Below are 22574 nucleotides of genomic sequence, written 5' to 3' on the forward strand. Positions count from 1 at the left end.
CGATCAGCTCCGGCTACCTAAAAAACAGGCGACTTTTTCAGTCGCCTGTTTTTTTTTGCGTCGTGTATTCGTCTTTGTATCAATCCCAATACATTTTTCGCAGCGGCTCAAGTTGCGATCCTTTCCTGTCGATATCAACACATTCGTAGTTTTTTATTGTTCGCCGCGATGACGTGATCGCCACGCGAACCGGTACCGGTTCACAACAAGGCAAGGAAGAAACAATGGCTGTTATTAACGGGACAAACGGCGCGGATACGCTGACGGGTACCAGTGGTGATGACGAGATCAACGCCTTGGGTGGCAATGATGTGATCAAGGGCAGCGGCGGTGCGGACAAGATCGATGGTGGCTCTGGTGTTGATACGGTTGATTATTCGAACTCGAACGCCGGCGTAAATGTTGAGGTTCGCTTCGGTACGGGAGCAGTTGGCAAGGGTGGGGATGCCGAAGGTGATCTTCTGACCGGCATCGAGAACGTGATCGGCTCGGCGTTCAACGACGTCCTGACTTCTGGCCCTGATCACACCGCCACGGCCATTCGCCTGGAAGGCGGGGCGGGCGATGATATCTACTACATCAACACCGGCGTTACGCCAACCATCGTCGAGCAGGCTGGTGGCGGTAACGATGAGGTGCGTGTAACAACAATCAATCCAAGTGGCACGCGGCTGGCGGTGAACGTCGAGCGTCTGACCTATATCGGCGACAAAGCCTTTATCGGTTACGGCAACGACAGCGACAACGTCATCACCGGCGGTTCGGGCAACGACACGCTGTACGGTGGCGCGGGTGCCGACCAGTTCATCGGTGGAGCTGGTTATGACACTGTCAGTTATAGCGACAGCACGGCGGCGATGGTCATCAACCTGAAAACCAATGTCTATTCCGGTATCGGTGCCGGGGACACCTTTACCGGTATCGAAGCGGTCAAGGGTTCGGGGCTCGACGATATCTTCTACGGTGGCGCCGCCGCTATGGGCGTTGACGGTGGCACCGGTCAGGACCTGATCAGTTACGAGTTTTCGGACGCTGCGATCACCCTCGACCTGATCAGCAATGTCAACTCTGGAGAAGCCGCGAGCGACACTTTCGCCAGCATCGAACTCTTTCAGGGCAGCCACTTCGATGACACGTTGTCAGGTTCCCGACTCGCTGATGTTTTCATCGGAGGTTTGGGTGCGGATGTAATCGATGGTCGCGAGGGACAAGATACGGCGATGTACATCACCAGCACTAGCGGGGTGACCATCAACCTGTTGACCAATATCAACGAGGGTGGCGATGCGCAAGGCGATGTATTGCGCAATATCGAGCGTGTCGTGGGCAGTCACCTCAATGACAGCCTGACCGGCGATGCTGGCATCAACTACCTGGAAGGTGGATTGGGGGATGACATCATCTTCGGTGGTGACGGCAACGATTACCTCTACGGCGGACTGGTTTCCTCGATCGGGCCGTTCTCCCTCGACGGGCAGGTCAACGGGCCGCAGGCCGACACAATATATGGCGGCAAAGGCAACGACACCATTTTCACGGCAAGCAATGATGTAGGAAGCCGCGTGTATGGCGAGGCCGGTGGCGATGTCATCACCGTGGTTCACGGCATGGCAGACGGTGGCGAGGATGGTGACCTGCTGACCGGTACAGGCTTGGGCTTTGCATTGTTTGGCGGTGCGGGGAACGATCAACTGGTGTTGAAGTCCAGCGGTTTTGCCAACGGTGGCGAGGATAACGACCTTTACACAATCGGCACCCCGGGTCTTGTGACCATCCAGGATGACGGCGCGAGCCGCGAGGACAAACTGGTGCTGTCGTATATCAGCAGTTCCCAACTGTTGATTGATCGTGTCGGTGATGATCTGTATCTGCATCGCTCGAGTTTCGCACCGGGCACGACGCCGCAGGAAGGTGTGCAGCTCAAGGGCTGGTTCGCAGGCTTCGATACCATTGAGCAAATTCAAACGGCGAACGGGCAAATCATCAACCTGCCAGCCAATAGCGATGCGTTTGCCATGTTTGGTTGACCGCTGAATCGAGCACTGTCGATCCTGCAACGGGATTGAAGGTGCAGGCATGGAGGGCGAACCTGATAATTATCATCGGGTTTGCACTTTTTTTTACCTTGCAGCCCGGTCTTCACGGGACTCATCGAGCTGGCGCGTTTCCTGCAAGTCCCCCGCAAATCGCCATAAAACGAGCGCTCGCGGTCATCCCACCGGCGCCCGAAGCGGCAAAAGGTTGAGGCAGACGGCCCGCAAAGCTCAAGAAAGCATTGCGCAGCCCGGTGACGAACGAGAGGGGAGACGATGAAGGCAGTAATTTTGGCGGGTGGCCTCGGCACGCGCATCAGTGAAGAGTCGCACCTCAAGCCCAAGCCGATGATCGAGATCGGCGGCAAGCCAATTCTCTGGCACATCATGAAGCAGTATTCCGCCCACGGAATTCACGACTTCGTGATCTGCCTGGGCTACAAGGGTTACGCGATCAAGGACTTCTTCGCCAACTACTTCCTGCACACCTCCGACGTCACTTTCAACATGCGCGAAAACCGCATGGACGTGCACCAGAACTACAGCGAACCGTGGAGCGTCACGCTCATCGACACCGGCGAGGAAACCATGACCGGTGGCCGTCTGCTGCGTGCCGGTCGTTACCTGAAAGATGAAGAGGCGTTCTGCTTCACCTACGGCGACGGCGTTTCCGACCTGAACATTCGTCAGTTGGTCGAATACCACAAGGCTCATGGCCGCCTTGCGACCGTGACGGCCGTGCAACCGCCAGGGCGCTACGGTGCGCTGGAGCGTCAGGGCGATCAGGTTCTCGGCTTCACCGAAAAACCCCGTGGTGATGGCGGTTGGATCAACGGCGGATTTTTCGTGCTGTCGCCGAAAGTGTTGCCATATATCGCTGGCGATGAAACCACCTGGGAAGCCGAGCCATTGGCCCGTCTGGCTCAGGATGAGCAGCTCAAAGCCTTTGAACACGATGGCTTCTGGCAGCCCATGGACACCCTGCGCGACAAGAATCATCTCGAAGCGCTGTGGCAGAGCGGGGAGGCCCCATGGAAGCAATGGGCCTGAGTGCGGATTTCTGGCACGGCAAACGTGTTCTCGTTACCGGTCACACCGGTTTCAAAGGCAGTTGGCTGACCCTGTGGCTGCAAAGTCTCGGCGCGCAAGTCAGCGGTTTTTCCCTCGATCCGTCGACCGAGCCGAGCCTGTTCGAACTGGCGCGGGTCCATGAAGGCATCAACGACCAGCGCGGCGATCTGCGTGACCTCGGTGCCTTGCTGGAAATCATCGCCGACATCGAGCCGGAGATCGTTTTGCATCTGGCCGCGCAGCCATTGGTGCGCGAAGGCTATCGCGATCCGCTGGGCACCTATTCCAGTAACGTCATGGGCACGCTGAACCTGCTCGAAGCGATTCGTCAGGTCGGTTGCGTGCGCGCCTGTGTGTTAGTCACCACCGACAAGGTCTACGCCAACAAGGAATGGCTGTGGCCATACCGCGAAGACGAAGCCCTCGGTGGCCACGATCCTTACAGCAGCAGCAAGGCTTGCTGTGAGTTGCTTGCGCAGTCTTATGCCGCGTCGTTTTTTCCGGCCGACAAGTACGCCGAACACGGTCTGGCCCTGGCCACGGCGCGTGCCGGTAATGTTCTGGGCGGCGGTGACTTCGCCCCCGAGCGACTGATTCCCGACGTGCTCAAAGCGTGGAGCGCCGACGAACCGGTGACCCTGCGTTACCCGCAAGCCGTGCGCCCGTGGCAGCACGCGCTGGAACCGCTGGCCGGTTACCTGCAGCTGGCCGCCGGTCTCTACGAACAAGGCCCGGAATTCGCCGGGGCGTGGAACTTCGGCCCGGGTGAGGCGGACATGTGCAGCGTTGGCGAAGTGGTCGAATTGCTTGCCAGCCGCTGGCCGCAGGCGCGCGGACTACGCATCGAAAAAAGCGAACTGCACGAGGCCGGCCTGCTGCGTCTGGACAGCAGTCGCGCGCGGCAACTGCTGGGCTGGCAACCACGCTGGACCTTGCAGGCATGCCTGACCCAGACACTCGACTGGCACCTGGCGTGGCAGAACGGCGATGACATGCGCACCGTCACCCTCGGCCAGTTGAACCTGTACCGAGGCGCGCTGTGAGCGAGTTTTCCTTGCAGGCGTTGCCGCTGGCCGGCCTGTTCAGCGTCCAGCACAAACGCTTCGAAGACCAGCGCGGACACTTCGCCCGGCTGTTTTGCGAAGGCAGTCTGAGCGCGTTCGGCAGCGAATTCCATATCCGCCAAATCAACCATTCCTGCACCCGCGAGAAGGGCAGTGTGCGCGGTCTGCATTATCAGAATGGCAACGCCCCGGAAGCCAAACTGATCACCTGCCTGCGCGGTGAAGTGTGGGACGTGGCGGTCGATCTGCGCCCCGACTCGGAAACGTTTTTGCACTGGCACGCCGAGCATCTGAAGGCCGGCGACGGTCGCAGCCTGCTGATTCCGGCCGGGTTCGCCCACGGTTTCCAGACCCTCACCGAGGACGCCGAACTGCTTTACCTGCACAGCGCCGATTACGCGCCGGAGCACGAGGGCGGTCTGTCGGTCAATGATCCACGGCTGGCGATTGCCTGGCCGTTGCCTGTCAATAATTTGTCAGCGCGTGATTCCAGCCATCCCGCGCTCGATCAACACTTTGCTGGAGTGCGTCTATGAACTGCCGTGGGTGCGCCGCACCGCTGAGCCTGCCGCTGATTGATCTTGGCACCTCGCCACCGTCCAACGCCTATGTGCACGCCGATCGTCTTGAGCAGGCTGAGCAGTGGGTGCCGCTGAAGGTCGCGGTGTGTCAGCAATGCTGGCTGGTGCAGACCGAGGATTACACCAGCGCCGACAGCCTGTTCGACGCCGAGTACGCCTACTTCAGTTCGTTCTCCAGCACCTGGCTGGCCCATGCCGAGCGCTATGTCGCCGAGATGGTCGAGCGCTTCGGCCTGAGCGCCGATAGCCGCGTGGTGGAGGTCGCCGCCAATGATGGTTACCTGCTGCAATATGTGGCCGGTCGCGGCATCCCCTGCCTCGGTGTTGAACCGACGCGCAGCACCGCGCAAGCGGCTCGTGAAAAAGGCCTGGAAATTCGTGAACTGTTCTTCGGTCGTGAGACTGCCGCGCAGTTGCAAGCCGAAGGCTGGGGCGCCGATCTGATGGCGGCCAACAACGTGCTCGCGCATGTGCCGGACATCAACGATTTCCTCGGCGGTTTCGCAACGCTGCTCAAGCCGACCGGCGTGGCCACCTTCGAATTCCCGCAACTGTTGACGCTGATGGCCGGCGCGCAGTTCGACACGCTCTATCACGAGCACTATTCCTACCTGTCTTTGACCGCCGTGCAGACCCTGTGCGAGCGCAATGGCCTGGAAGTCTTCGACGTCAGCCAACTGCCCACCCACGGCGGTTCGTTACGCGTGTTCGTCCAGCGCAAGGACGGCGAGCGCCGCCCGGTTCAGCCAGCGGTGCAGCAACAGTTGCAAGCCGAACTCGATGCTGGGGTAAAAACCGCCGAGTACTATGCGACCCTCGCGCCGGCTGCTGAACGTATCAAGCATGAACTGCTGCGCTTTCTGCTGCAGGCCAAGGCCGACGGCAAACGTGTGGTCGGTTACGGCGCGGCCGCCAAGGGCAACACCTTGCTCAACTACGCCGGGGTCAAACCGGACCTGCTGGCCTGGGTGGCGGATGCCAATCCACACAAGCAGGGCAAGTTCCTGCCGGGCAGTCGCATCCCGATCGTTGCGCCAGCGCAGATCGATCTCGAAAAACCCGACTACGTGCTGGTGCTGCCATGGAACCTGCTGCATGAAGTCAGTCAGCAACTGGCGCAGGTGCGTCAGTGGGACGGGCGCTTCGTGATCGCCGTGCCTGAGTTGAAAGTGCTGTGAAGGTTCTGGTCACCGGAGCCACGGGCTTTGTCGGCCGGCATCTGGTTGCCGCATTGCTGGCACGTGGCTGCGAAGTCCGCGCCGTGGCGCGTAACGCGCAAACGGCGCAAGGCATGCCGTGGATCAACGACGTCGAGTTTGTGAGCGCGGATATTCACGCGCCCGATCTGGATGTCGCTGCGCTGGTAGAAGGCATCGATGCGCTGGCGCATCTGGCGTGGCCGGGCTTGCCGAACTACCGGGCGCTGTTTCATTTCGAGCACAACCTGATGGCCGATTACCGCTTTATCAAAAGCGCGGTCGAGGCGGGCGTGCAGCAAGTGCTGGTCACCGGCACCTGCTTCGAATACGGCATGCAAAGCGGCCCGCTCAGCGAAAGCAGCGAGCCACAGCCGAGCAATCCTTACGGTCTGGCCAAACACACACTGCACCTGTTTTTGCAGAATCTGCAGCAACAACAGCCGTTCACCTTGCAGTGGGCGCGCCTGTTTTATCTGCATGGCGAAGGGCAGAACCCCAACAGTCTGTTGGCAGCACTGGACCGGGCCGTCGATGCCGGTGAGCCGTCGTTCAACATGTCGGCCGGCGAGCAGCTACGCGATTTTCTACCGATTGAAAACGCCGCCGATTATCTCGTTGCGATTGTGCAACAACGCGACTTCGACGGCGTGATCAATTGCGCCAGTGGCCAACCGGTATCGGTGCGGGCCCTGGTCGAACAACGCCTGCGCGAGCGTGGCGCTTCGATCGATTTAAACCTGGGGCATTACCCCTATCCGACACACGAACCCTTGGCGTTCTGGGCCGTGGTCGAGCGATTACAACAGTTACTCGAGGCGCAACGCATCCGCTGATGCGCCTGCAGCGAATGCCTTTTGGCAGCGTGACTATCAAATGACTTTTCAGTGAGACCGGACAATGAGCGATAACGTAATCAAAGCTTTCGAGGCGGAGTGCCAGGCCGAAGTGATTGCCCAAGGCCAGGACAAGGACTTGAAGGCGCTGGCCCAGGAGTTCTACAACCAGTCGGCCAAGCACAAATACACCTACCACTTCTCGTGGATGGGCCGTCCGATCATTCAGTTGCCGCAAGACATGATGGCGATGCAGGAACTGATCTGGCGGATCAAGCCGGATCTGGTGATCGAATGCGGCATTGCCCACGGCGGTTCGATCATTTACTACGCCTCGCTGCTGGAGTTGCAGGGCCACGGCGAAGTACTGGGCATCGATCGCGATATTCGTGCGCACAACCGTGAAGCCATCGAAAGCCACCCGATGATCAAACGCATCAGCATGATCGAAGGCTCGAGCCTTGATCCTGCGGTGGTCGAGCAAGTGCGTCAGGCCGCTGAAGGCAAGAAAGTCATCGTGGTGCTCGATTCCAACCACACCCACGAGCATGTCCTCGAAGAACTGCGTTTCTACGCACCGCTGGTGTCGGTCGACAGCTATTGCGTGGTCATGGACACCGTGGTCGAAGACATGCCAGCCGATGCGTTCCCGGATCGTCCGTGGGGCCCGGGTGACAACCCGAAAACCGCCGTGTGGGCGTACCTCAAAGAGAACGACGATTTCGAGATTGATCAGGCGATGCAAGACAAGCTGCTGATCACCGTCGCGTCGGACGGTTATCTGCGCCGGGTTCGTTAATCAGTTCCATTATCAAAGCGTTTTTCGGGCGGTTTCGCCGGTCGTGGGAGAAGTTATGCAAGGCAAGTCTGTTTCTGAACAAAAGCTGCCATTGAGCGAGTTGCTGACGGTGGTACTGATCACCCACAACCGCCCGGCGTTTCTGCGTCGAGCGCTGCAGTATTACAGCAGCCTGCCTTGCAAGGTTCTGGTGCTGGACTCGTCTCCCGAGCGCCCGGAAGGTGATTTTTCGGCGGTCGACTATCAGCACCTGCCGCAATTTGCCTATTGGGGCATGCAGGCCAAACTGACCTATGGCGTTGCGCAACTGACCACGCCTTATATGGTGTTCGCCGCCGACGACGACTTCATCCTGCACGAATCGCTGGCCGAGTCGGTCAACTTCCTCGAAGCCAACCGCGACTATGGTCTGTGCCACGGCTACTGCCTGATGTACCTGGCGCTGGCCGGCAGCGTCAGCTACTACCGCCGCGACAAGAAGATCTGCGAAGACTACGCCTCAGAGCGCGCCGAGGATCGAGTCCTCGATTTCATGCATCAGTATGTGCCGCCGTTCTATGGGGTCTGCCGCACCTCGATCATTCAGGACTGGTACGCGGCATTGCCGCCGGGCACCAGTTTCGAATGGCAGGAGATCGGCCACACCTATTACCTGCTGGCGAACGCCAAGGCGCGGATCCTGCCGATCCCGTATGTCGTGCGCGAGATCAATGTCGGTTTCTCCGACCACAACACCGAGGTGTATCACGCGCTGTCGTACACCGACTCCAAGTCGGTGGCCGAGCGCGAAGCCTTCGCCGAATTCCTCGCCTCGTTGCCGACCGCTATCAAGGATCTCGATCAGGCGCAGCGCAAGGCGTTTGCCCTGGAAAGTTTCGCGGCCATGACCGACAGCCTGGTCACCGGGCGGGCGTTGACGGCCGAGTTGATTTTCGAGTCGACCTGGAACCACCTGACCAAAGCCCCTGAGCGCAAATTCGGGCCACGGCAATACGTCGAGATGCCGTTCTACAACCAGCGCTTCTTTGACTTGCTGGCCCAGTTCGAGTTTCTGCTGCACGCGATGCCGGCCGGTCGTATCCAACTGGAAAAGCTCGAAGGCATCTGGACCCGCCAGGAGTACCTGTTGCAGTCGCGCAATAACGATACGGCGGAAAGTGTCCTCGACCGTTTGTGGCAGGCCCACGACAGCAACGTGTTCAACCGTCGCGTGGTCAAGCGTCTGGCCGAGCAACTGCAGATCCTCGGCGAGGACGATCAGGCGCAGGAAATGGCTGAGTGGGCGACGCGTCTTGACGTCGTGTCAAATGTCGAACACTACCCGGTCTTCAACAAAATGCGCTCAGGCCGTTTGCTCGACTGGATGGCTGCCCGCAAGCCGGACGCCGAACAAGCCGGGTTGATTGCCGCGCATCTGGCGGCGAACAATGGCGGACCACAATTCGGCATTTTCCTGCTGGATCTGGACAACGACATCGACAAGCTGCAAGTTACCCTCGACAGCCTCGTCGAAGGGCACAGCAAAGCCTTCAAAATCGTGGTCTTCACCACGGACGAGCCACAGAGTGCGACCACTGCACAGAATACCTTGCACTTTGTCCGGGTCACGCCGGGCAACTTCATCGACAAACTCAACCAGAGCGCCGCGCAGTCTCCGTGCGACTGGTTGCTGCTGGCCAACGCGGGCGATGAATTCACCGCCGGTGGCCTGTTGCGTGCTGGCCTGGAATTGATGTCCGCCACGGATCTGCGCGCGGTGGCCACCGATGAAATCCAGCGCACTGAAGATGGCGCGCTGGTGGATGTATTCCGTCCGGGTTTCAACCTTGATTTGCTGCAAAGCGTGCCATCGCTGATGGCGCGCCATTGGCTGATTCGACGCGACGTTTTCCTTGAAGCGGGCGGTTATCAGGCCGATTTCAGCAAGGCGCTGGAGTTTGACCTGTTGTTGCGCCTGATTGAGCAGGGTGGTCTCGGCGGTCTGGCGCACCTCGATGAGCCGCTGCTGATTACCCAGGCCGCTGCAGTGCAAGAGAATGCCCACGAGCGCCTGGCGTTGCTGCGTCATTTGGGCAATCGCGGCTACAAGGCCAAGGTCACTTCGTCGCTGCCAGGCACTTGGCAGGTCGATTATCGTCATACCGAACTGCCAATGGTGTCGATCATTGTGCCGGCCAGTGATGACCTGCCAGCGCTGCGCCGTTGCGTGGAGGGTGTGCTGCTCAGAACCCGCTACAGCCGTTATGAATTACTGGTGGCGGCCAACCCGAATCAGTCGGCGGCGGTCAACGACTGGCTGGGTCAGTTGCGCAATCCCCGCGTCAATGTCTTGCGTGCCGATCAGGCGCTCGGTGAAGTGGCGTTGTATAACGCCGCCAGCGAACAGGCGCGGGGTGACTATCTGGTGCTCCTGGCCGCTGACAGCGAAGTCGTCAACCCGAACTGGATCGACTCGTTGCTCAACCAGGCCCAGCGTCCGGAAGTGGGCATCGTCGGCGCCAAACTGGTCGACCGCGATGGCAGGATTTCCCAGGCCGGCTTGATTCTAGGCCTGAACGATGGGGTGGGTTCGGCGTTCATCGGCGAAAAACATGCGGCCGAGGGCTACATGCAGCGTTTGGCCGTCGAGCAGAATTACTCGGCTGTGTCCAAGGTCTGCCTGATGGTGCGCAAAGAGCTGTTCAACGCTCTCGGTGGGCTGGACGAAGTGACCTTCGCTGACGGTTTCAGCGATGTCGATCTGTGCCTCAAGGCAAGTCAGAACGGTTTCCTCACTGTGTGGACGCCGTCGGTGCAGGTGCTGCATACCGGCGCGTTGCCAGAGGCTCCCCAAACACTGGCGGCACTGCGTGAGAAATGGCCTGATGCGTTCGCGCAGGATCCGGCTTACAACGCCAACCTGGCCCTGACCGGCAAAGGTTTTACCTTGGGCGAAAACAGCTCGATCAATTGGGCTCAGTTGCTCGCCTAAGCGTGCTGGACAGGAATCAACCTATGTTCAACGGTAAATCGATTTTCATCTCTGGCGGCACCGGCTCGTTCGGGCGCAAATTCATCGCCCGACTGCTTGAGCAATACCAGCCCAAACGCGTGGTGGTGTTCTCCCGTGACGAGTTGAAACAGTACGAAATGCAGCAGACGTTCAACGCGCCGTGCATGCGTTATTTCATTGGTGACGTGCGTGACGCTGACCGTCTGCGTCAGGCCATGCGCGGCATCGACTACGTGGTGCATGCCGCCGCGTTGAAGCAAGTGCCGGCGGCGGAATACAACCCGACCGAATGCATTCGCACCAACGTCAACGGCGCGGAGAACATCATCGCTGCCGCCATCGACAACGGCGTGAAGAAGGTCGTCGCGCTGTCCACCGACAAGGCGGCCAGCCCGATCAACCTGTACGGCGCGACCAAGTTGCTTTCGGACAAGTTGTTCGTCGCGGCCAACAACATTGCCGGCGAGCAGGAAACCCGTTTTGCCGTGGTGCGCTATGGCAATGTGGCGGGTTCGCGCGGTTCGGTGGTGCCGTTCTTCAGCAAACTGATTGCCGATGGCGCGCAGGAGTTGCCGATCACTGACGAACGCATGACGCGGTTCTGGATCACCCTCGACCACGGTGTGCAGTTTGTGCTCGACAGCTTTGCGCGCATGCACGGCGGTGAAGTGTTTGTGCCGAAGATTCCGTCGATCCGCATCGTCGATCTGGCGCGCGGCATGGCCGAACACCTGCCGCACAAAAACGTCGGCATTCGTCCCGGTGAAAAGCTGCATGAGTTGATGGTACCGCTGGACGATGCGCGGATGACCCTTGAGTTTGAGGATCACTACACCATCCAGCCGTCCATTCGCTTCACCAGCGTCGATGTCGATTTTGCCGTCGACAAGCTCGGCGAGCAGGGGCGTGCCGTGAGCGAAGATTTCGAGTATCGCTCCGACACCAATCCGCATTTCCTCTCGGTCGGGCAGATCGCCGATCTGCACGCGAAGCTTTCGACATGATTCCCTATGGTCGGCAGAGTCTCGATCAGGCGGACATCGACGCCGTGGTCGAGGTGCTGCAATCGGACTGGCTGACCCAAGGGCCGGGCATCGAGCGTTTCGAGCAGGCGATGGCCGAGCGTTGCCAAGCCGATTTCGCTGTGGCGGTGTGCAATGCCACGGCAGCGCTGCACATTGCTTGCCTGGCCGCAGGGCTGGGGCCGGGTGATCGTTTGTGGACCACGCCGAACACCTTTCTCGCTTCCGCCAATTGCGGACGCTATTGCGGTGCCGAGGTAGATTTCGTCGACATCGATGCGCTGACCTGGAACCTCGATGCGTTCGCCCTCGAAGCGAAGCTCGATCAGGCCGAGCGTGACGGCACGTTGCCGAAAGTTCTGGTGGCGGTAGCGTTCTCCGGACAGAGCTGCGACATGCGCAAGATTGCCATGCTTGCCGAGCGCTACAACTTCACGGTGATCGAGGATGCCTCGCACGCCGTGGGCGCAAGCTATGCCGGGCGTCCGGTCGGCTGTGGCCAATTCGCAGCCATGACGGTGTTCAGCTTTCATCCGGTGAAGATCATCACCAGCGCCGAAGGCGGCATGGTGCTGACCAACCGCCCGGAACTGGCCGAGCGTCTGCAACGTCTGCGCAGCCATGGCATGACTCGTGATCCGCTGCAGATGAGCGAACCCAGCCACGGTCCGTGGTACTACCAGCAGATCGAGTTGGGTTTCAATTACCGCATCACCGATCTGCAAGCTGCGCTGGGTTTGTCGCAACTGGGCAAACTCGACGACTTTATCGCCCGTCGTCGTGAACTGGCGGCGCGTTATGATCGCTTGTTGGCGTACTTGCCGGTGACGCTACCGAGCCTTCAGCCAGAGGCTGAATCTGCCTGGCATCTGTATGTGATTCGTTTGCAGACCGAGCGCATCAGCCTCAGCCATCGTCAGGTGTTCGAAGGCTTGCGTGCCGCCGGTGTTGGCGTGAATCTGCATTACATCCCGGTGCACTTGCAGCCTTACTATCAAGCGCTGGGTTTTGCCGAGGGCGACTTCCCCGAGGCCGAGCGTTACTACGCCGAGGCGGTCAGCCTGCCGCTGTTTCCGTTGTTGAGCGATGAACAGCAGGATTACGTGGTCGAGCAATTGCGTCGGCTGACCGAATAATGGCCGCTGAGGCAATGGACGAGTAATGACAATGCGTCATTTGAGTGAGCAGGAAAAATTCTGGCAGGGCGACTTCGGTAACCAGTACGTCGAGCGCAATGTCGGCCAACCGCTGGTGGCGGCGAATCTGGCATTGTTTGCCAAAGCGCTGAGCCGCGCCGGGCGCATCGCCAGCCTGGTCGAACTGGGCACCAACGCCGGCAACAATTTGCAGGCGCTGCATCAGTTGCTGCCGCGCTGTGAGCTGTTCGGCGTCGAGATCAATGACAGCGCCTGTGCTCAGGCCCAGGCGTTGGACATTGCCCATATCTGGCATGGCTCGCTGTTCGATTTTCCGCGCGAGCGCTGCTACGACCTGACCCTGAGCAAAGGCGTGCTGATTCACTTGGCCCCGGAGCTGTTGCCGACCGCTTATGCGCAGTTGTACGAGTTGAGCCAGCGCTACATCCTGATTGCCGAGTATTACAATCCGGCCCCGGTGGAAGTCTCCTATCGCGGTAACAGTGGCAAGCTGTTCAAGCGCGATTTCGCTGGCGAGATGCTTGATCGCTATGCTGATCTGCAATTGCTCGATTACGGCTTTGTCTATCACCGTGACCCGCAATTCCCGGCGGACGATGTCACCTGGTTCCTGCTGGAAAAACGTCCTTGAGCAAGGTTGCAATCATCCCGGCCCGTGGCGGCAGCAAACGCATCCCGCGCAAGAATCTCTTGCCGTTCGATGGCGTGCCGATGATTGTCCGTTCGATCCGCACCGCGCTGGAATCAGGCTTGTTCGATCAGGTCGTGGTCAGCACCGACGATGCCGAGATTGCCGATGTGGCACGCACGCAGGGTGCGCAGGTGCCGTTCCTGCGCCCGGAGGAACTGGCCGATGATTTCACCGGCACGGCGGCAGTGATCGTGCATGCCTTGCAGCAGTTGCCGGCGTTCGATTATGCCTGCTGTGTGTACGCCACGGCGCCGCTGTTGCAGGCGCATTATCTGCGCCAGGGAATCGAGTTGCTGGAGCAGCATCCCGACAAGTCTTTTGCGTTTTCCGTGTGCAGCTTCGGGTTTCCGGTGCAGCGTGCGCTGACGCTGGACGGGCAGGGCGCCTTGAAGGCGTTGTACCCGGAATTTCGCCATACCCGCTCGCAGGATCTGCCCGAAGCGTTTCAGGATGCCGGTCAGTTTTACTGGGGCCGCAGTGAGGCCTGGTTGCGTGGTGAGGCGGTCTATTCGCCGGCCAGTCTGCCGGTGGTTCTGCCCCGGCACCTGGTGCAGGACATCGACACGCCTGAGGACTGGAAGCGCGCCGAATACTTGTATGCCGCGCTCAAGGCTGGCGGAGAGCTGCAATGAGAGTGCTGATTCGCGCGGACGCCTCGCCGACCATCGGCAGTGGTCATATCGCCCGCTGCCTGACGCTGGCGCGCGTGTTGCGCGGGCAGGGCAGCCACGTCGCGTTTGCCTGTCGGCAATTGCCGGGGCATCGGCTCGATATGCTGAGCGGCGAAGGGTTTGAGACCTTTGCGCTGCCCGATCTCTACCCCGCTGAAGACCCGCAGCAAGCCATCGAATCGATGCTGCCGTGGCAGGCCGATATCGACGCACTGGGTCTGCTGCTGGGCGGCCATGCCGAGTTCGACTGGATCATCGTCGATCATTACGGCCTCGATCATCACTGGCAAACCGCTGCACGCCGCTGGGCGCATCGCATCGCGGCGGTGGATGATCTGGCGACCCGACGCTACAGCGTTGATCTTTTGCTCAATCAGAACTTGTCCGGACTCAGCGAAAACTACTCACCTCTGCTGCCTGAAGGTTGCCGCACGTTGCTCGGCCCGCGCTACGCCATGCTGCGCGAAGAGTTCAATTGCCCGGCCATCGAGATCAAACCCACAGCTCGCCGGGTACTGGTGAATTTCGGCGGCTTCGATGCGGCGATGCAGACTCATCACGCGATGCTCGCCCTCGCTGAATTCAGCGAGTTGCAGGTGGATTTCGTTGCTGGCGCCGACAACCCGGCTTGGGCGCAGATGCAGGCCTTGGCCGAGACGCGGCCGAACTGGCGCCTGCACAGTTTTGTCAGTGATTTCCATCAACGCATGACTGAGGCGGACCTGTTTATCGGCGCCGGCGGCGGCACCAGTTGGGAGCGCGCGGCGCTGGGTTTGCCAACGATCTGCATTGCGGTGTCGAACAACCAGCAGAACAACGGTGAAGTGATGGCGGCGGCGGGGGCGCATGTGTTCATGGGCGCCCGCGAGCAGGTCAGTGTCGAGCAGTTGCGTGACGCTGTCGGTTTTGTTGTGGGCAACCATTTTCTGCGACAGAGCCTGGCCGAGCGTTCGCGGCGACTGGTCGATGGTCGCGGCGCCGAGCGCGTCGCGGCAGCGCTGGCGGGCGCGGTGCTCAAGCTGCGCCCGGCGACGCTGGACGATGCGCAGTTGCTGTTCGAGGGACGTAATGCCCAAGCCGTGCAGCGCTGGTCGCCGGAGACTGGCGCGATCGATTGGGCGCAACACCTCAACTGGCTGACGGCAGCTTTGCGTAATCCGCAGCGGTTGCTGTTGATCGCCGAGGCGGACGACGGCGCCGTCGGGGTGTTGCGTTATGACTTGCGTGGTTTTGAAGCCGAAGTATCGTTCTACCTGTTGCAAGGACGTTTCGGCCTCGGCTGGGGCAGGGCGCTGTTGACCCGTGGCCAAACGTTTGTCGCCGCACACTGGCCGCAACTGACGGTCATCAGCGCCCGTGTCATGCCGGACAATCTGCCCTCACTGAATGTGTTTCGTGACGCCGGGTTTACCCAGAGTGCCTGTGCGTTCACCCGTGTTTTGAAGGATCACCCGCATGACTAGTTTCAAGATCGGCGACCGCTCGATCGGCGCCGATGCGCCGCCCTTCATCATTGCCGAGATGAGCGGCAACCATAACCAGTCGCTGGACGTGGCCCTGCAAATTGTCGAAGCGGCGGCCAAGGCCGGTGCACATGCCTTGAAGCTGCAAACCTATACCGCCGAGACGATGACCCTGGATCTGGCCGAAGGTGAGTTCTTCATCAAGGATCCAGGCAGTCTGTGGGCAGGCACTTCTTTGTATGCCCTGTACGAAAAGGCCCATACGCCGTGGGAATGGCACGCACCGATTTTTGCCCGCGCCAGGGAATTGGGCATGCTGGCATTCTCGACGCCGTTCGATGAGACGGCGGTGGATTTTCTCGAAAGCCTCGACGTGCCGGCCTACAAGATCGCCAGTTTCGAGAATACCGACCTGCCGCTGATTCGCCGCGTGGCGGCTACCGGCAAGCCGCTGATCATCTCTACGGGCATGGCCAGTATCGCCGAGCTGGATGAAACCGTGCGCGCCGCGCGTGAAGCCGGCTGCAAGGATCTGGTGCTGCTCAAATGCACCAGCACTTACCCGGCAACTCCGCTCAACAGCAACGTGCGCACGATTCCCCATCTGCGTGAGTTGTTCGGTTGCGAGGTGGGGCTGTCCGACCACTCGATGGGCGTGGGTGTGTCGGTGGCGGCGGTGGCGCTTGGCGCGACGGTAGTGGAAAAACACTTCACCCTCGACCGTTCGGCGGGTGGCGTCGATGCGAGTTTCTCGCTGGAACCGGCAGAAATGGCCAGTCTGGTGGTGGAAACCGAACGTGCCTGGCAGGCCTTGGGTCAAGTGCGTTACGGCGCCACCGAAGCCGAACTGAAATCGGTGGTGTATCGCCGCTCGCTGTACGTTACCGCCGACATGGCCGCCGGTGACACCTTTACCGGGGACAATCTGCGGGCGATTCGCCCCGGTCTCGGTCTGCCGCCCAAACACACCGACGCCGTCCTCGGCCGCCGCGCACGTGCGCCGATCAAGCGCGGCACGCCGCTGGACTGGTCGCTGGTCGAATAAGCCGATCTGCACCGAATCGGCAAAATAGCGTGACCTGCGAGTCATAACGCGCATCTTCACTGTATTGTATTGATCGGGGAGATGGCGCCTGGCTCGTTTTCGATTCCAGTGATAGCCCTTTGCGCTCCCCGTGGCTGCCCGTTGTGGCGGCCGTTTTCTGTTTGTCGGCGCCCCTCGAAATCCTTGCGAGCGGTGGTCTTGGGCTGTTTTTTTATTGGGAAGCCGTAATGATTGGCATAAAAAGCATTGCGAGCTACGTTCCTGTAGCCGGCGTGGACAATTACGCACAAGGTGCAAAATTCGAAAAGGATGAAGAGTTCATCATTGGCAAGATTGGTTCGGCGTTTCTGCCACGCAAAGACGCTGAACAGGAAACTTCCGATCTGTGCGTGGAAGCGGCCAATGCGCTGTTTGCCAGCAACCCTGAGCTGAAGCGTGAATCGATTGACGCGTTGATCGTCGTCACTCAGAACGGTGACGAAGAAGGCCTGCCGCACACCGCTGCGATCGTGCAGGACAAACTCGGTTTGCCGACCAATGTCGCGGCGTTCGACATCTCCCTGGGCTGCTCCGGTTACGTCTACGGCATCTACGCGATCAAGGGCTTCATGGAAGCCGCCGGCCTGAAGAACGGCCTGCTGATCACCGCTGACCCGTATTCGAAAATCGTCGACCCGGAAGACCGCAACACCACCATGCTGTTCGGCGATGCCGCGACCGCCACGTGGATGGGCGAAGATCCGGTCTGGGCGCTGGGCAAGGCCAAGTTCGGCACTGACGGCTCCGGTGCACCGCACTTGAAAGTCACCGATGGCGTGTTCTTCATGAACGGTCGTCAGGTGTTCAACTTTGCCCTGCTCAAAGTCCCGGCACACTTGCACGAACTGCTCGATGATTCCGGTCTGAAAGCCGATGACATCGATGCCTTCTGCATTCACCAGGGCAGTGCGGCGATTGTCGATGCCGTGGCGCGGCGTTTCGAAGGCGAGCCGGAGAAGTTCATCAAAGACATGGTCGAGACCGGCAACACCGTGTCGTCGAGCATTCCGTTGCTGCTGGAAAAGCACGTCATCGATTCCGATTGGCAGCGTATTGCGCTCAGCGGTTTTGGCGTTGGTCTGTCGTGGGGCTCGGCGATCATCTATCGTCCTTGAACCGAAGCAAAAACGGCGGATACAAAAATAGCGTTCAAGGTTAACCTTGAGCGCTATTTTTTTGCCTGAACGGGGAGCGCGAGGCGCCATGAGCGAGTTTTTTCAAGCCAATGCCGAGGTGTTGCAGCGGCGCTGGCCGGCGCTGTTCGAGCGACTGCAGGCAGAAGACAGTGCGGCCGTTGCGGCGCAATTGGTCGAGGGACTTGGCTCGACGCTGAGCATCAACGGCATTCAGCTCACCAGTCGTCACGATCGCCTTCATGAAGCGCAGACTCAGGCCGCCAGCCTGCCCGACAAGCCGCAGTTGCACGTCTATGGCACCGCTCTTGGGGATTTGCCCGTTGTGCTGCTGGAGCGCGAAGGGCTGCAACGGTTGTACGTGCACATCCTCAACGGCGCGTTGTTCGCGCTGGTGCTGCAACTGCTTGATCAGCGCCAGTGGCTGGAAGATCCGCGTACCGAACTGTTCTACGCCGGCGATCTGTCGGACATTTGCTCGCCGTTTTTTGCGCTGCCTGCCGAAATGCTGCTGGCCGATGACTTCAGCGCGAAGATCCGCGATCGGCTGGTCAATGAAGTCCATCTGAGTTTCAACAATCGCGAATTCGATGCGCAGTCTCCGTTCATACAGCAGCGCTTGCAGGACTGCTTGCCGGTGCTGCTCGGCGATGACGATGTCGCGCAATTGTTTGGCACGTGCACTGAGCGCGAGATCTATGTGATCGGCACCGGCCCGACGCTTGAAGGGCATTTTCAGGCACTGGCGGCCATCCAGGCTCAGGCACAGCCTCCGCTGTTCATCTGCGTCGACACCGCTTATCGGCCATTGCGTGAACACGGCATCGTGCCGGATCTGGTGGTGACCATTGATCAGCGCATCAGCTTTCGACATTTGCCGTTCGAAGCGTCCGACGATATCCCGCTGGTGTATTTGCCAATGAGTGACCCCGAGGTGTTGCGCGCCTGGAAGGGCAAGCGCTACGGCGGCTACTCGGCCAGTCCGGTGTATGCGCAATTGCGTGAGCAGTATCTGCGCGGGGAACTGCATGTGGGTGGCAGCGTGATTCATCCGGCGGTGGATCTGGCGGTAAAACTGGGCGGCACGCGCATTACCTTGTTCGGCGCGGACTTCGCCTTCCCGATGAACAAGACCCACGCCGGCTGGAATGATGGCGAGCTGGGTCCGGGTGTGAGTCAGGCGCGGCATTGGGTGCGCGACGGGCATGGCCAGCGTGTCAGTACCCAACTCAACTTTCGCGGATATCTGTGTGTGCTGGAACGTTACATCGCTGCGCATCCGCACGTTCAGTTCTTCAATAGCAGCCGGGCGGGCGCGCTGATCGCCGGAGCGCAGTTCAATCAGGAGTTCGTGCAATGACGGCGATGCAAGCGTGTATCGGTGAATGCCGTCAGTGCGCAGTTCTGTTTCGGCTGGGGCGGGATGTCGAGGCTGCGTTGAGCATGGTCGATGTCTTCGAGGGAGCGCAGCAGTGGCTGCTGTCCGCGCCAGCGGATGCCCAGCAGATGTGGACCCAGGTGCTCACGCAAATGCTCGATTGCCAGGAGCGCCAGGACTGGTTGGGACTGGCTGACTATATGGAGTATGAACTGGTCGAATTGCTGCAAAGCGTTCCGGCCTGAGCAGGCCGACAGCGCTGGCCCGCAGGTTTGCGCGGCAGTCGGTTTTATGGCGTCATTTTTTCGCGGGCGATGGGTGGCTAAGTCATTGTTTTCGCGGGGGTGGCAGGGTGATGGCAAATTTTTTTCAAAAAGCCCTCAAGCAACCTGCAATCCCGACGATAACTATTACGAAGGTTCTCTAGGCCATACCCGGCGGTTGCCAGGGCCGGAAGCCGCAGTACCCAACCAACGAGGAATTCGTCATGGCTTTAACAGTAAACACCAACACCACATCGTTGAACGTTCAGAAAAACCTGAACCGCGCTTCCGACGCTCTGTCGACTTCGATGCAGCGCCTGTCTTCCGGCCTGAAAATCAACAGCGCTAAAGACGACGCCGCTGGCCTGCAGATCTCCACCCGTATGCAATCGCAAATCCGCGGTGGCAACCAGGCTATCCAGAACGCCAACGACGGTATCTCCGTTGCTCAGACCGCTGAAGGCGCTCTGCAAGCTACTACCGACATCCTGCAGCGTATGCGTGAACTGGCTGTTAAAGCACGTACCGGCACCAACGGCACTGCTGACCAGAAAGCGACCAACAAAGAATTCGCCGACATGTCGGACGAAATCACCCGTATCGCAGCTTCCACCAACCTGAACGGCAAAAACCTGCTGGACGGTTCGGCTGGTACTGTGACTCTGCAAGTTGGCGCAAACACCGGTACTGCTAACCACATCGACCTGGTACTGAGCTCCAAGTTCGACGCCGTCAACCTGTCCGTAGACAAAGGTACTCTGGCTCTGACCGGTACTGACGCTGCTACCGCTGGTAGCAACATCGACAACGCTATCACTGCAATCGACGCTGCTATCGCTGCGATCGGTGATACCCGTGCCAGCCTGGGTGCTTCGCAAAACCGTCTGACCAGCACCATCTCCAACCTGCAGAACATCGTTGAGAACACCACCGCTGCACAGGGTCGTGTACAAGACACCGACTTCGCCGCGGAAACTGCTAACCTGACCAAGCAGCAAACTCTGCAGCAGGCTTCGACCTCCGTTCTGGCTCAAGCCAACCAACTGCCTTCCGCTGTACTGAAGCTGCTTCAGTAATTTCGGATCGAGTTTGGGCGGGGGAGTGCGCTTGTCGTGCTCTCTCGCCCTTTTACGTTAGGAGGTGATGAGCATGGACATGAGCGTCAAGCTTAACCAGTCTTATCCGGCTCCCAAGCCAGTCACGCCGGTTGCTGACAAACCGTCAGAAACGCCGAAAGTTGCCAAGACTGAAGCGCCGGTCGCTGCCAAGAGTCAGGTTACGGACGACGCCAAGTTGAAACTGGCGGTGCAGGAGATCGAGAAATTCGTACAATCGATCAAGCGCAATCTGGAGTTCTCGATCGACGAGCATTCCGGGAAGGTCATCGTCAAGGTGATCGCAAGCGAGACGGGTGAGGTCGTTCGACAGATTCCCTCCGCAGAAGCCCTCAAGCTGGCAGACAGTCTGGCCAATGCGAGTCACGTGTTGTTCGACGCCAAAGTCTGATAGCTGGCATGAATAATGTTTGTCCATTCTCAGGGCGCGTGTAACGGTCAAAAGAATGGCAACAATCTGAAGGGAGATGCACATGGCAAGTCCAATTCTACCGGGTTCCGGACTGGGTTCCGGCCTGGACATCGGTGCGATCGTCACTGCGCTGGTCAACGCCGACAAGGCGCCAAAGCAGACGCAGATCGATACCGCGACCAAAGCCAACACGCTGAAGATTTCCGGCATCGGTTCGCTGAAGAGCGCATTGACCGCGTTCCAGACGGCAATGACCAATCTGGGCAGCAAGACCAATCCTGCATTTGCCGGCTTCACCGCGACTTCCAGCAACACCAACCTGACCGCGACTTCCGACAGTACTGCGGTTTCGGGCAATTACAACGTTGTTGTCAGTCAGCTGGCCACGGGTTCGAAAATCGCCAGCGCCTCTTTCGCCGGCGGTGCCGCCAGTGCCATTCCGAGTGGTACCCTGAAAATCAGTCAGAATGGCACTGATTACAATGTCGATATCCCGGCCAATGCCACGTTGCAGACCACTCGCGACGCCATCAACAAGGCTCAGGGCGCCAACGGCATTTCTGCCAACATCGTGACCGACAGTACCGGTGCTTCGCGCCTGGTAATCAGTTCGAGCAAGACCGGCGAAGGCTCTGACCTCAAAGTCAGCGGTATTGCCGGTCTGGAAATCGATGGTACCCAGGAGATGGGCGCGAGTCCGGCTGCAGGCGCTTCAGGCGCCGTCAACGGCGTTGCGAAAAATGCCAAGCTGACCATCGACGGCCTTGAGGTCACCAGCAAAAGCAACACGGTGAGCGGCGCAATCAGTGGCTTGACCCTGAATTTGACGACGGTCAGTGAGGGCACGCCGCCGAGCAAGCCTACGGCTGTCACCGTGGACGCCAACACCAAAGGTCTGCAGACATCGATTCAGTCGTTCGTCGACGCTTACAATACCTTGAAGACCACCATCGATACGCTGTCCAAGGCGACGCCGGATGCCGATGGCAAGTTGACCGTGCAAGCGGCATTCACCGGCGACGCGATGCCGCGCACGTTGATTGCTGACGTACGTGCCGAGTTGACCAACACGGGGGCTGGCGGTCCGTTGGCGGTGCTGTCGCAGTTGGGTGTAATGACCGACCGCAACACCGGTAACCTGACGTTTGATACCAGCGCTTTCACCAAAACCATGGCCCAGCCAGGCATGACCGGTCAGGTTCAACAGTTGTTCACCGGTACCGACGACACCAATGGTCTGTTGGCGCGCATGAGCAAAGCGGTGGACCCGTATCTCAAGCCAGCTACAGGTGATATTACCGGCAGTGGTTTGCTTGATCAGCGCATGGCTATTCTTACCAAGAACACCAAAAGCCTGACCGAGCAGCAATTGGCGCTGGACTTGCGTGTCGCCAACCTGACCAAGACGTTGACTGCCAAGTACAACGCCATGGACTTGCTGGTAGGGCAGATGAAGGCGACGGCGAGCAGCATTACCTCGTTCTTCACCTCGCTGAACGCTCAGCAGTCCGCGAAGTAACAGACGTGCACGACAAAAACCCGGCTACGCTTTATCGGCGTGCGCCGGGTTTTTGTCTTTTGATCTAAAGTTCTCTGATTCGTTGGCGATACAC

At 59.5% G+C, this 22574-nt stretch carries 20 protein-coding genes; all 20 read left to right on the forward strand.

Annotated elements, in window-relative coordinates:
* Positions 1 to 224 precede the first annotated feature (224 nt).
* The 20 genes from CQ009_RS26030 to fliD all read left to right on the forward strand — a co-directional run bounded on the left by CQ009_RS26030 (position 225) and on the right by fliD (position 22480).
* Positions 225 to 2027 carry a calcium-binding protein gene (locus CQ009_RS26030; RefSeq protein ID WP_105709120.1) on the forward strand — a complete coding sequence of 601 codons (1803 nt, stop codon included), beginning with the start codon at positions 225 to 227 and terminating at the stop codon, positions 2025 to 2027.
* 282 nt (positions 2028 to 2309) lie between these two features.
* Positions 2310 to 3083, forward strand: coding sequence for a glucose-1-phosphate cytidylyltransferase (rfbF, locus tag CQ009_RS26035; protein WP_007966191.1), 774 nt, complete (start codon positions 2310 to 2312; stop codon positions 3081 to 3083).
* Positions 3065 to 4147, forward strand: a complete 1083-nt coding sequence (gene rfbG, locus CQ009_RS26040; RefSeq protein ID WP_105709121.1) for a CDP-glucose 4,6-dehydratase — start codon at positions 3065 to 3067, stop codon at positions 4145 to 4147. Before rfbF ends, rfbG begins: the two co-directional genes overlap by 19 nt.
* Positions 4144 to 4704: a dTDP-4-dehydrorhamnose 3,5-epimerase family protein gene (locus CQ009_RS26045; protein WP_105709122.1), complete on the forward strand. Its 561-nt coding sequence runs from the start codon at positions 4144 to 4146 to the stop codon at positions 4702 to 4704. Before rfbG ends, CQ009_RS26045 begins: the two co-directional genes overlap by 4 nt.
* A complete protein-coding gene (locus tag CQ009_RS26050) occupies positions 4701 to 5927 on the forward strand; it encodes a class I SAM-dependent methyltransferase (RefSeq protein ID WP_105709123.1) in 1227 nt (408 codons plus the stop codon). The genes CQ009_RS26045 and CQ009_RS26050 overlap by 4 nt, the downstream gene beginning before the upstream one ends.
* Positions 5924 to 6781 carry an NAD(P)-dependent oxidoreductase gene (locus tag CQ009_RS26055; RefSeq protein WP_105709124.1) on the forward strand — a complete coding sequence of 286 codons (858 nt, stop codon included), beginning with the start codon at positions 5924 to 5926 and terminating at the stop codon, positions 6779 to 6781. Before CQ009_RS26050 ends, CQ009_RS26055 begins: the two co-directional genes overlap by 4 nt.
* 64 nt (positions 6782 to 6845) lie before the next feature.
* Positions 6846 to 7580: a cephalosporin hydroxylase family protein gene (locus CQ009_RS26060; protein WP_105709125.1), complete on the forward strand. Its 735-nt coding sequence runs from the start codon at positions 6846 to 6848 to the stop codon at positions 7578 to 7580.
* Positions 7581 to 7635: 55 nt separating this feature from the next.
* The gene (locus CQ009_RS26065) at positions 7636 to 10551 is read left to right on the forward strand and encodes a TIGR00180 family glycosyltransferase (protein ID WP_105709126.1); all 2916 of its coding nucleotides are present in this window, start codon (positions 7636 to 7638) and stop codon (positions 10549 to 10551) included.
* A gap of 23 nt (positions 10552 to 10574) precedes the next feature.
* The gene (pseB, locus tag CQ009_RS26070; protein WP_105709127.1) at positions 10575 to 11576 is read left to right on the forward strand and encodes a UDP-N-acetylglucosamine 4,6-dehydratase (inverting); all 1002 of its coding nucleotides are present in this window, start codon (positions 10575 to 10577) and stop codon (positions 11574 to 11576) included.
* On the forward strand, positions 11573 to 12730 hold the full coding sequence (pseC, locus tag CQ009_RS26075; protein ID WP_105709128.1) for a UDP-4-amino-4,6-dideoxy-N-acetyl-beta-L-altrosamine transaminase: 1158 nt from the start codon (positions 11573 to 11575) through the stop codon (positions 12728 to 12730). The genes pseB and pseC overlap by 4 nt, the downstream gene beginning before the upstream one ends.
* Before the next feature lie 31 nt (positions 12731 to 12761).
* Positions 12762 to 13382 (forward strand): pseudaminic acid biosynthesis-associated methylase, encoded by a 621-nt coding sequence (locus tag CQ009_RS26080; protein ID WP_064390906.1) that lies wholly within the window; start codon positions 12762 to 12764, stop codon positions 13380 to 13382.
* Positions 13379 to 14074, forward strand: a complete 696-nt coding sequence (pseF, locus tag CQ009_RS26085) for a pseudaminic acid cytidylyltransferase (protein ID WP_064390845.1) — start codon at positions 13379 to 13381, stop codon at positions 14072 to 14074. Before CQ009_RS26080 ends, pseF begins: the two co-directional genes overlap by 4 nt.
* Positions 14071 to 15576: a UDP-2,4-diacetamido-2,4,6-trideoxy-beta-L-altropyranose hydrolase gene (gene pseG / locus CQ009_RS26090; protein WP_105709129.1), complete on the forward strand. Its 1506-nt coding sequence runs from the start codon at positions 14071 to 14073 to the stop codon at positions 15574 to 15576. The genes pseF and pseG overlap by 4 nt, the downstream gene beginning before the upstream one ends.
* Positions 15569 to 16621 (forward strand): pseudaminic acid synthase, encoded by a 1053-nt coding sequence (gene pseI, locus CQ009_RS26095; RefSeq protein WP_105709130.1) that lies wholly within the window; start codon positions 15569 to 15571, stop codon positions 16619 to 16621. The genes pseG and pseI overlap by 8 nt, the downstream gene beginning before the upstream one ends.
* A 227-nt stretch (positions 16622 to 16848) precedes the next feature.
* The gene (locus CQ009_RS26100; protein WP_064390848.1) at positions 16849 to 17775 is read left to right on the forward strand and encodes a ketoacyl-ACP synthase III; all 927 of its coding nucleotides are present in this window, start codon (positions 16849 to 16851) and stop codon (positions 17773 to 17775) included.
* An 88-nt stretch (positions 17776 to 17863) separates the two neighbouring features.
* Positions 17864 to 19153 carry a motility associated factor glycosyltransferase family protein gene (locus CQ009_RS26105; protein ID WP_105709131.1) on the forward strand — a complete coding sequence of 430 codons (1290 nt, stop codon included), beginning with the start codon at positions 17864 to 17866 and terminating at the stop codon, positions 19151 to 19153.
* Positions 19150 to 19416: a hypothetical protein gene (locus tag CQ009_RS26110; protein ID WP_064390850.1), complete on the forward strand. Its 267-nt coding sequence runs from the start codon at positions 19150 to 19152 to the stop codon at positions 19414 to 19416. The genes CQ009_RS26105 and CQ009_RS26110 overlap by 4 nt, the downstream gene beginning before the upstream one ends.
* 242 nt (positions 19417 to 19658) lie before the next feature.
* Positions 19659 to 20510: a flagellin domain-containing protein gene (locus CQ009_RS26115; RefSeq protein WP_064390851.1), complete on the forward strand. Its 852-nt coding sequence runs from the start codon at positions 19659 to 19661 to the stop codon at positions 20508 to 20510.
* A gap of 73 nt (positions 20511 to 20583) precedes the next feature.
* Positions 20584 to 20940 carry a flagellar protein FlaG gene (locus CQ009_RS26120; RefSeq protein ID WP_064390852.1) on the forward strand — a complete coding sequence of 119 codons (357 nt, stop codon included), beginning with the start codon at positions 20584 to 20586 and terminating at the stop codon, positions 20938 to 20940.
* Between the two features lie 82 nt (positions 20941 to 21022).
* Positions 21023 to 22480 carry a flagellar filament capping protein FliD gene (gene fliD / locus CQ009_RS26125; RefSeq protein ID WP_105709132.1) on the forward strand — a complete coding sequence of 486 codons (1458 nt, stop codon included), beginning with the start codon at positions 21023 to 21025 and terminating at the stop codon, positions 22478 to 22480.
* Positions 22481 to 22574: the final 94 nt, after the last annotated feature.

The organism is Pseudomonas sp. MYb2, from assembly GCF_002979955.1.
Lineage (GTDB): Bacteria > Pseudomonadota > Gammaproteobacteria > Pseudomonadales > Pseudomonadaceae > Aquipseudomonas.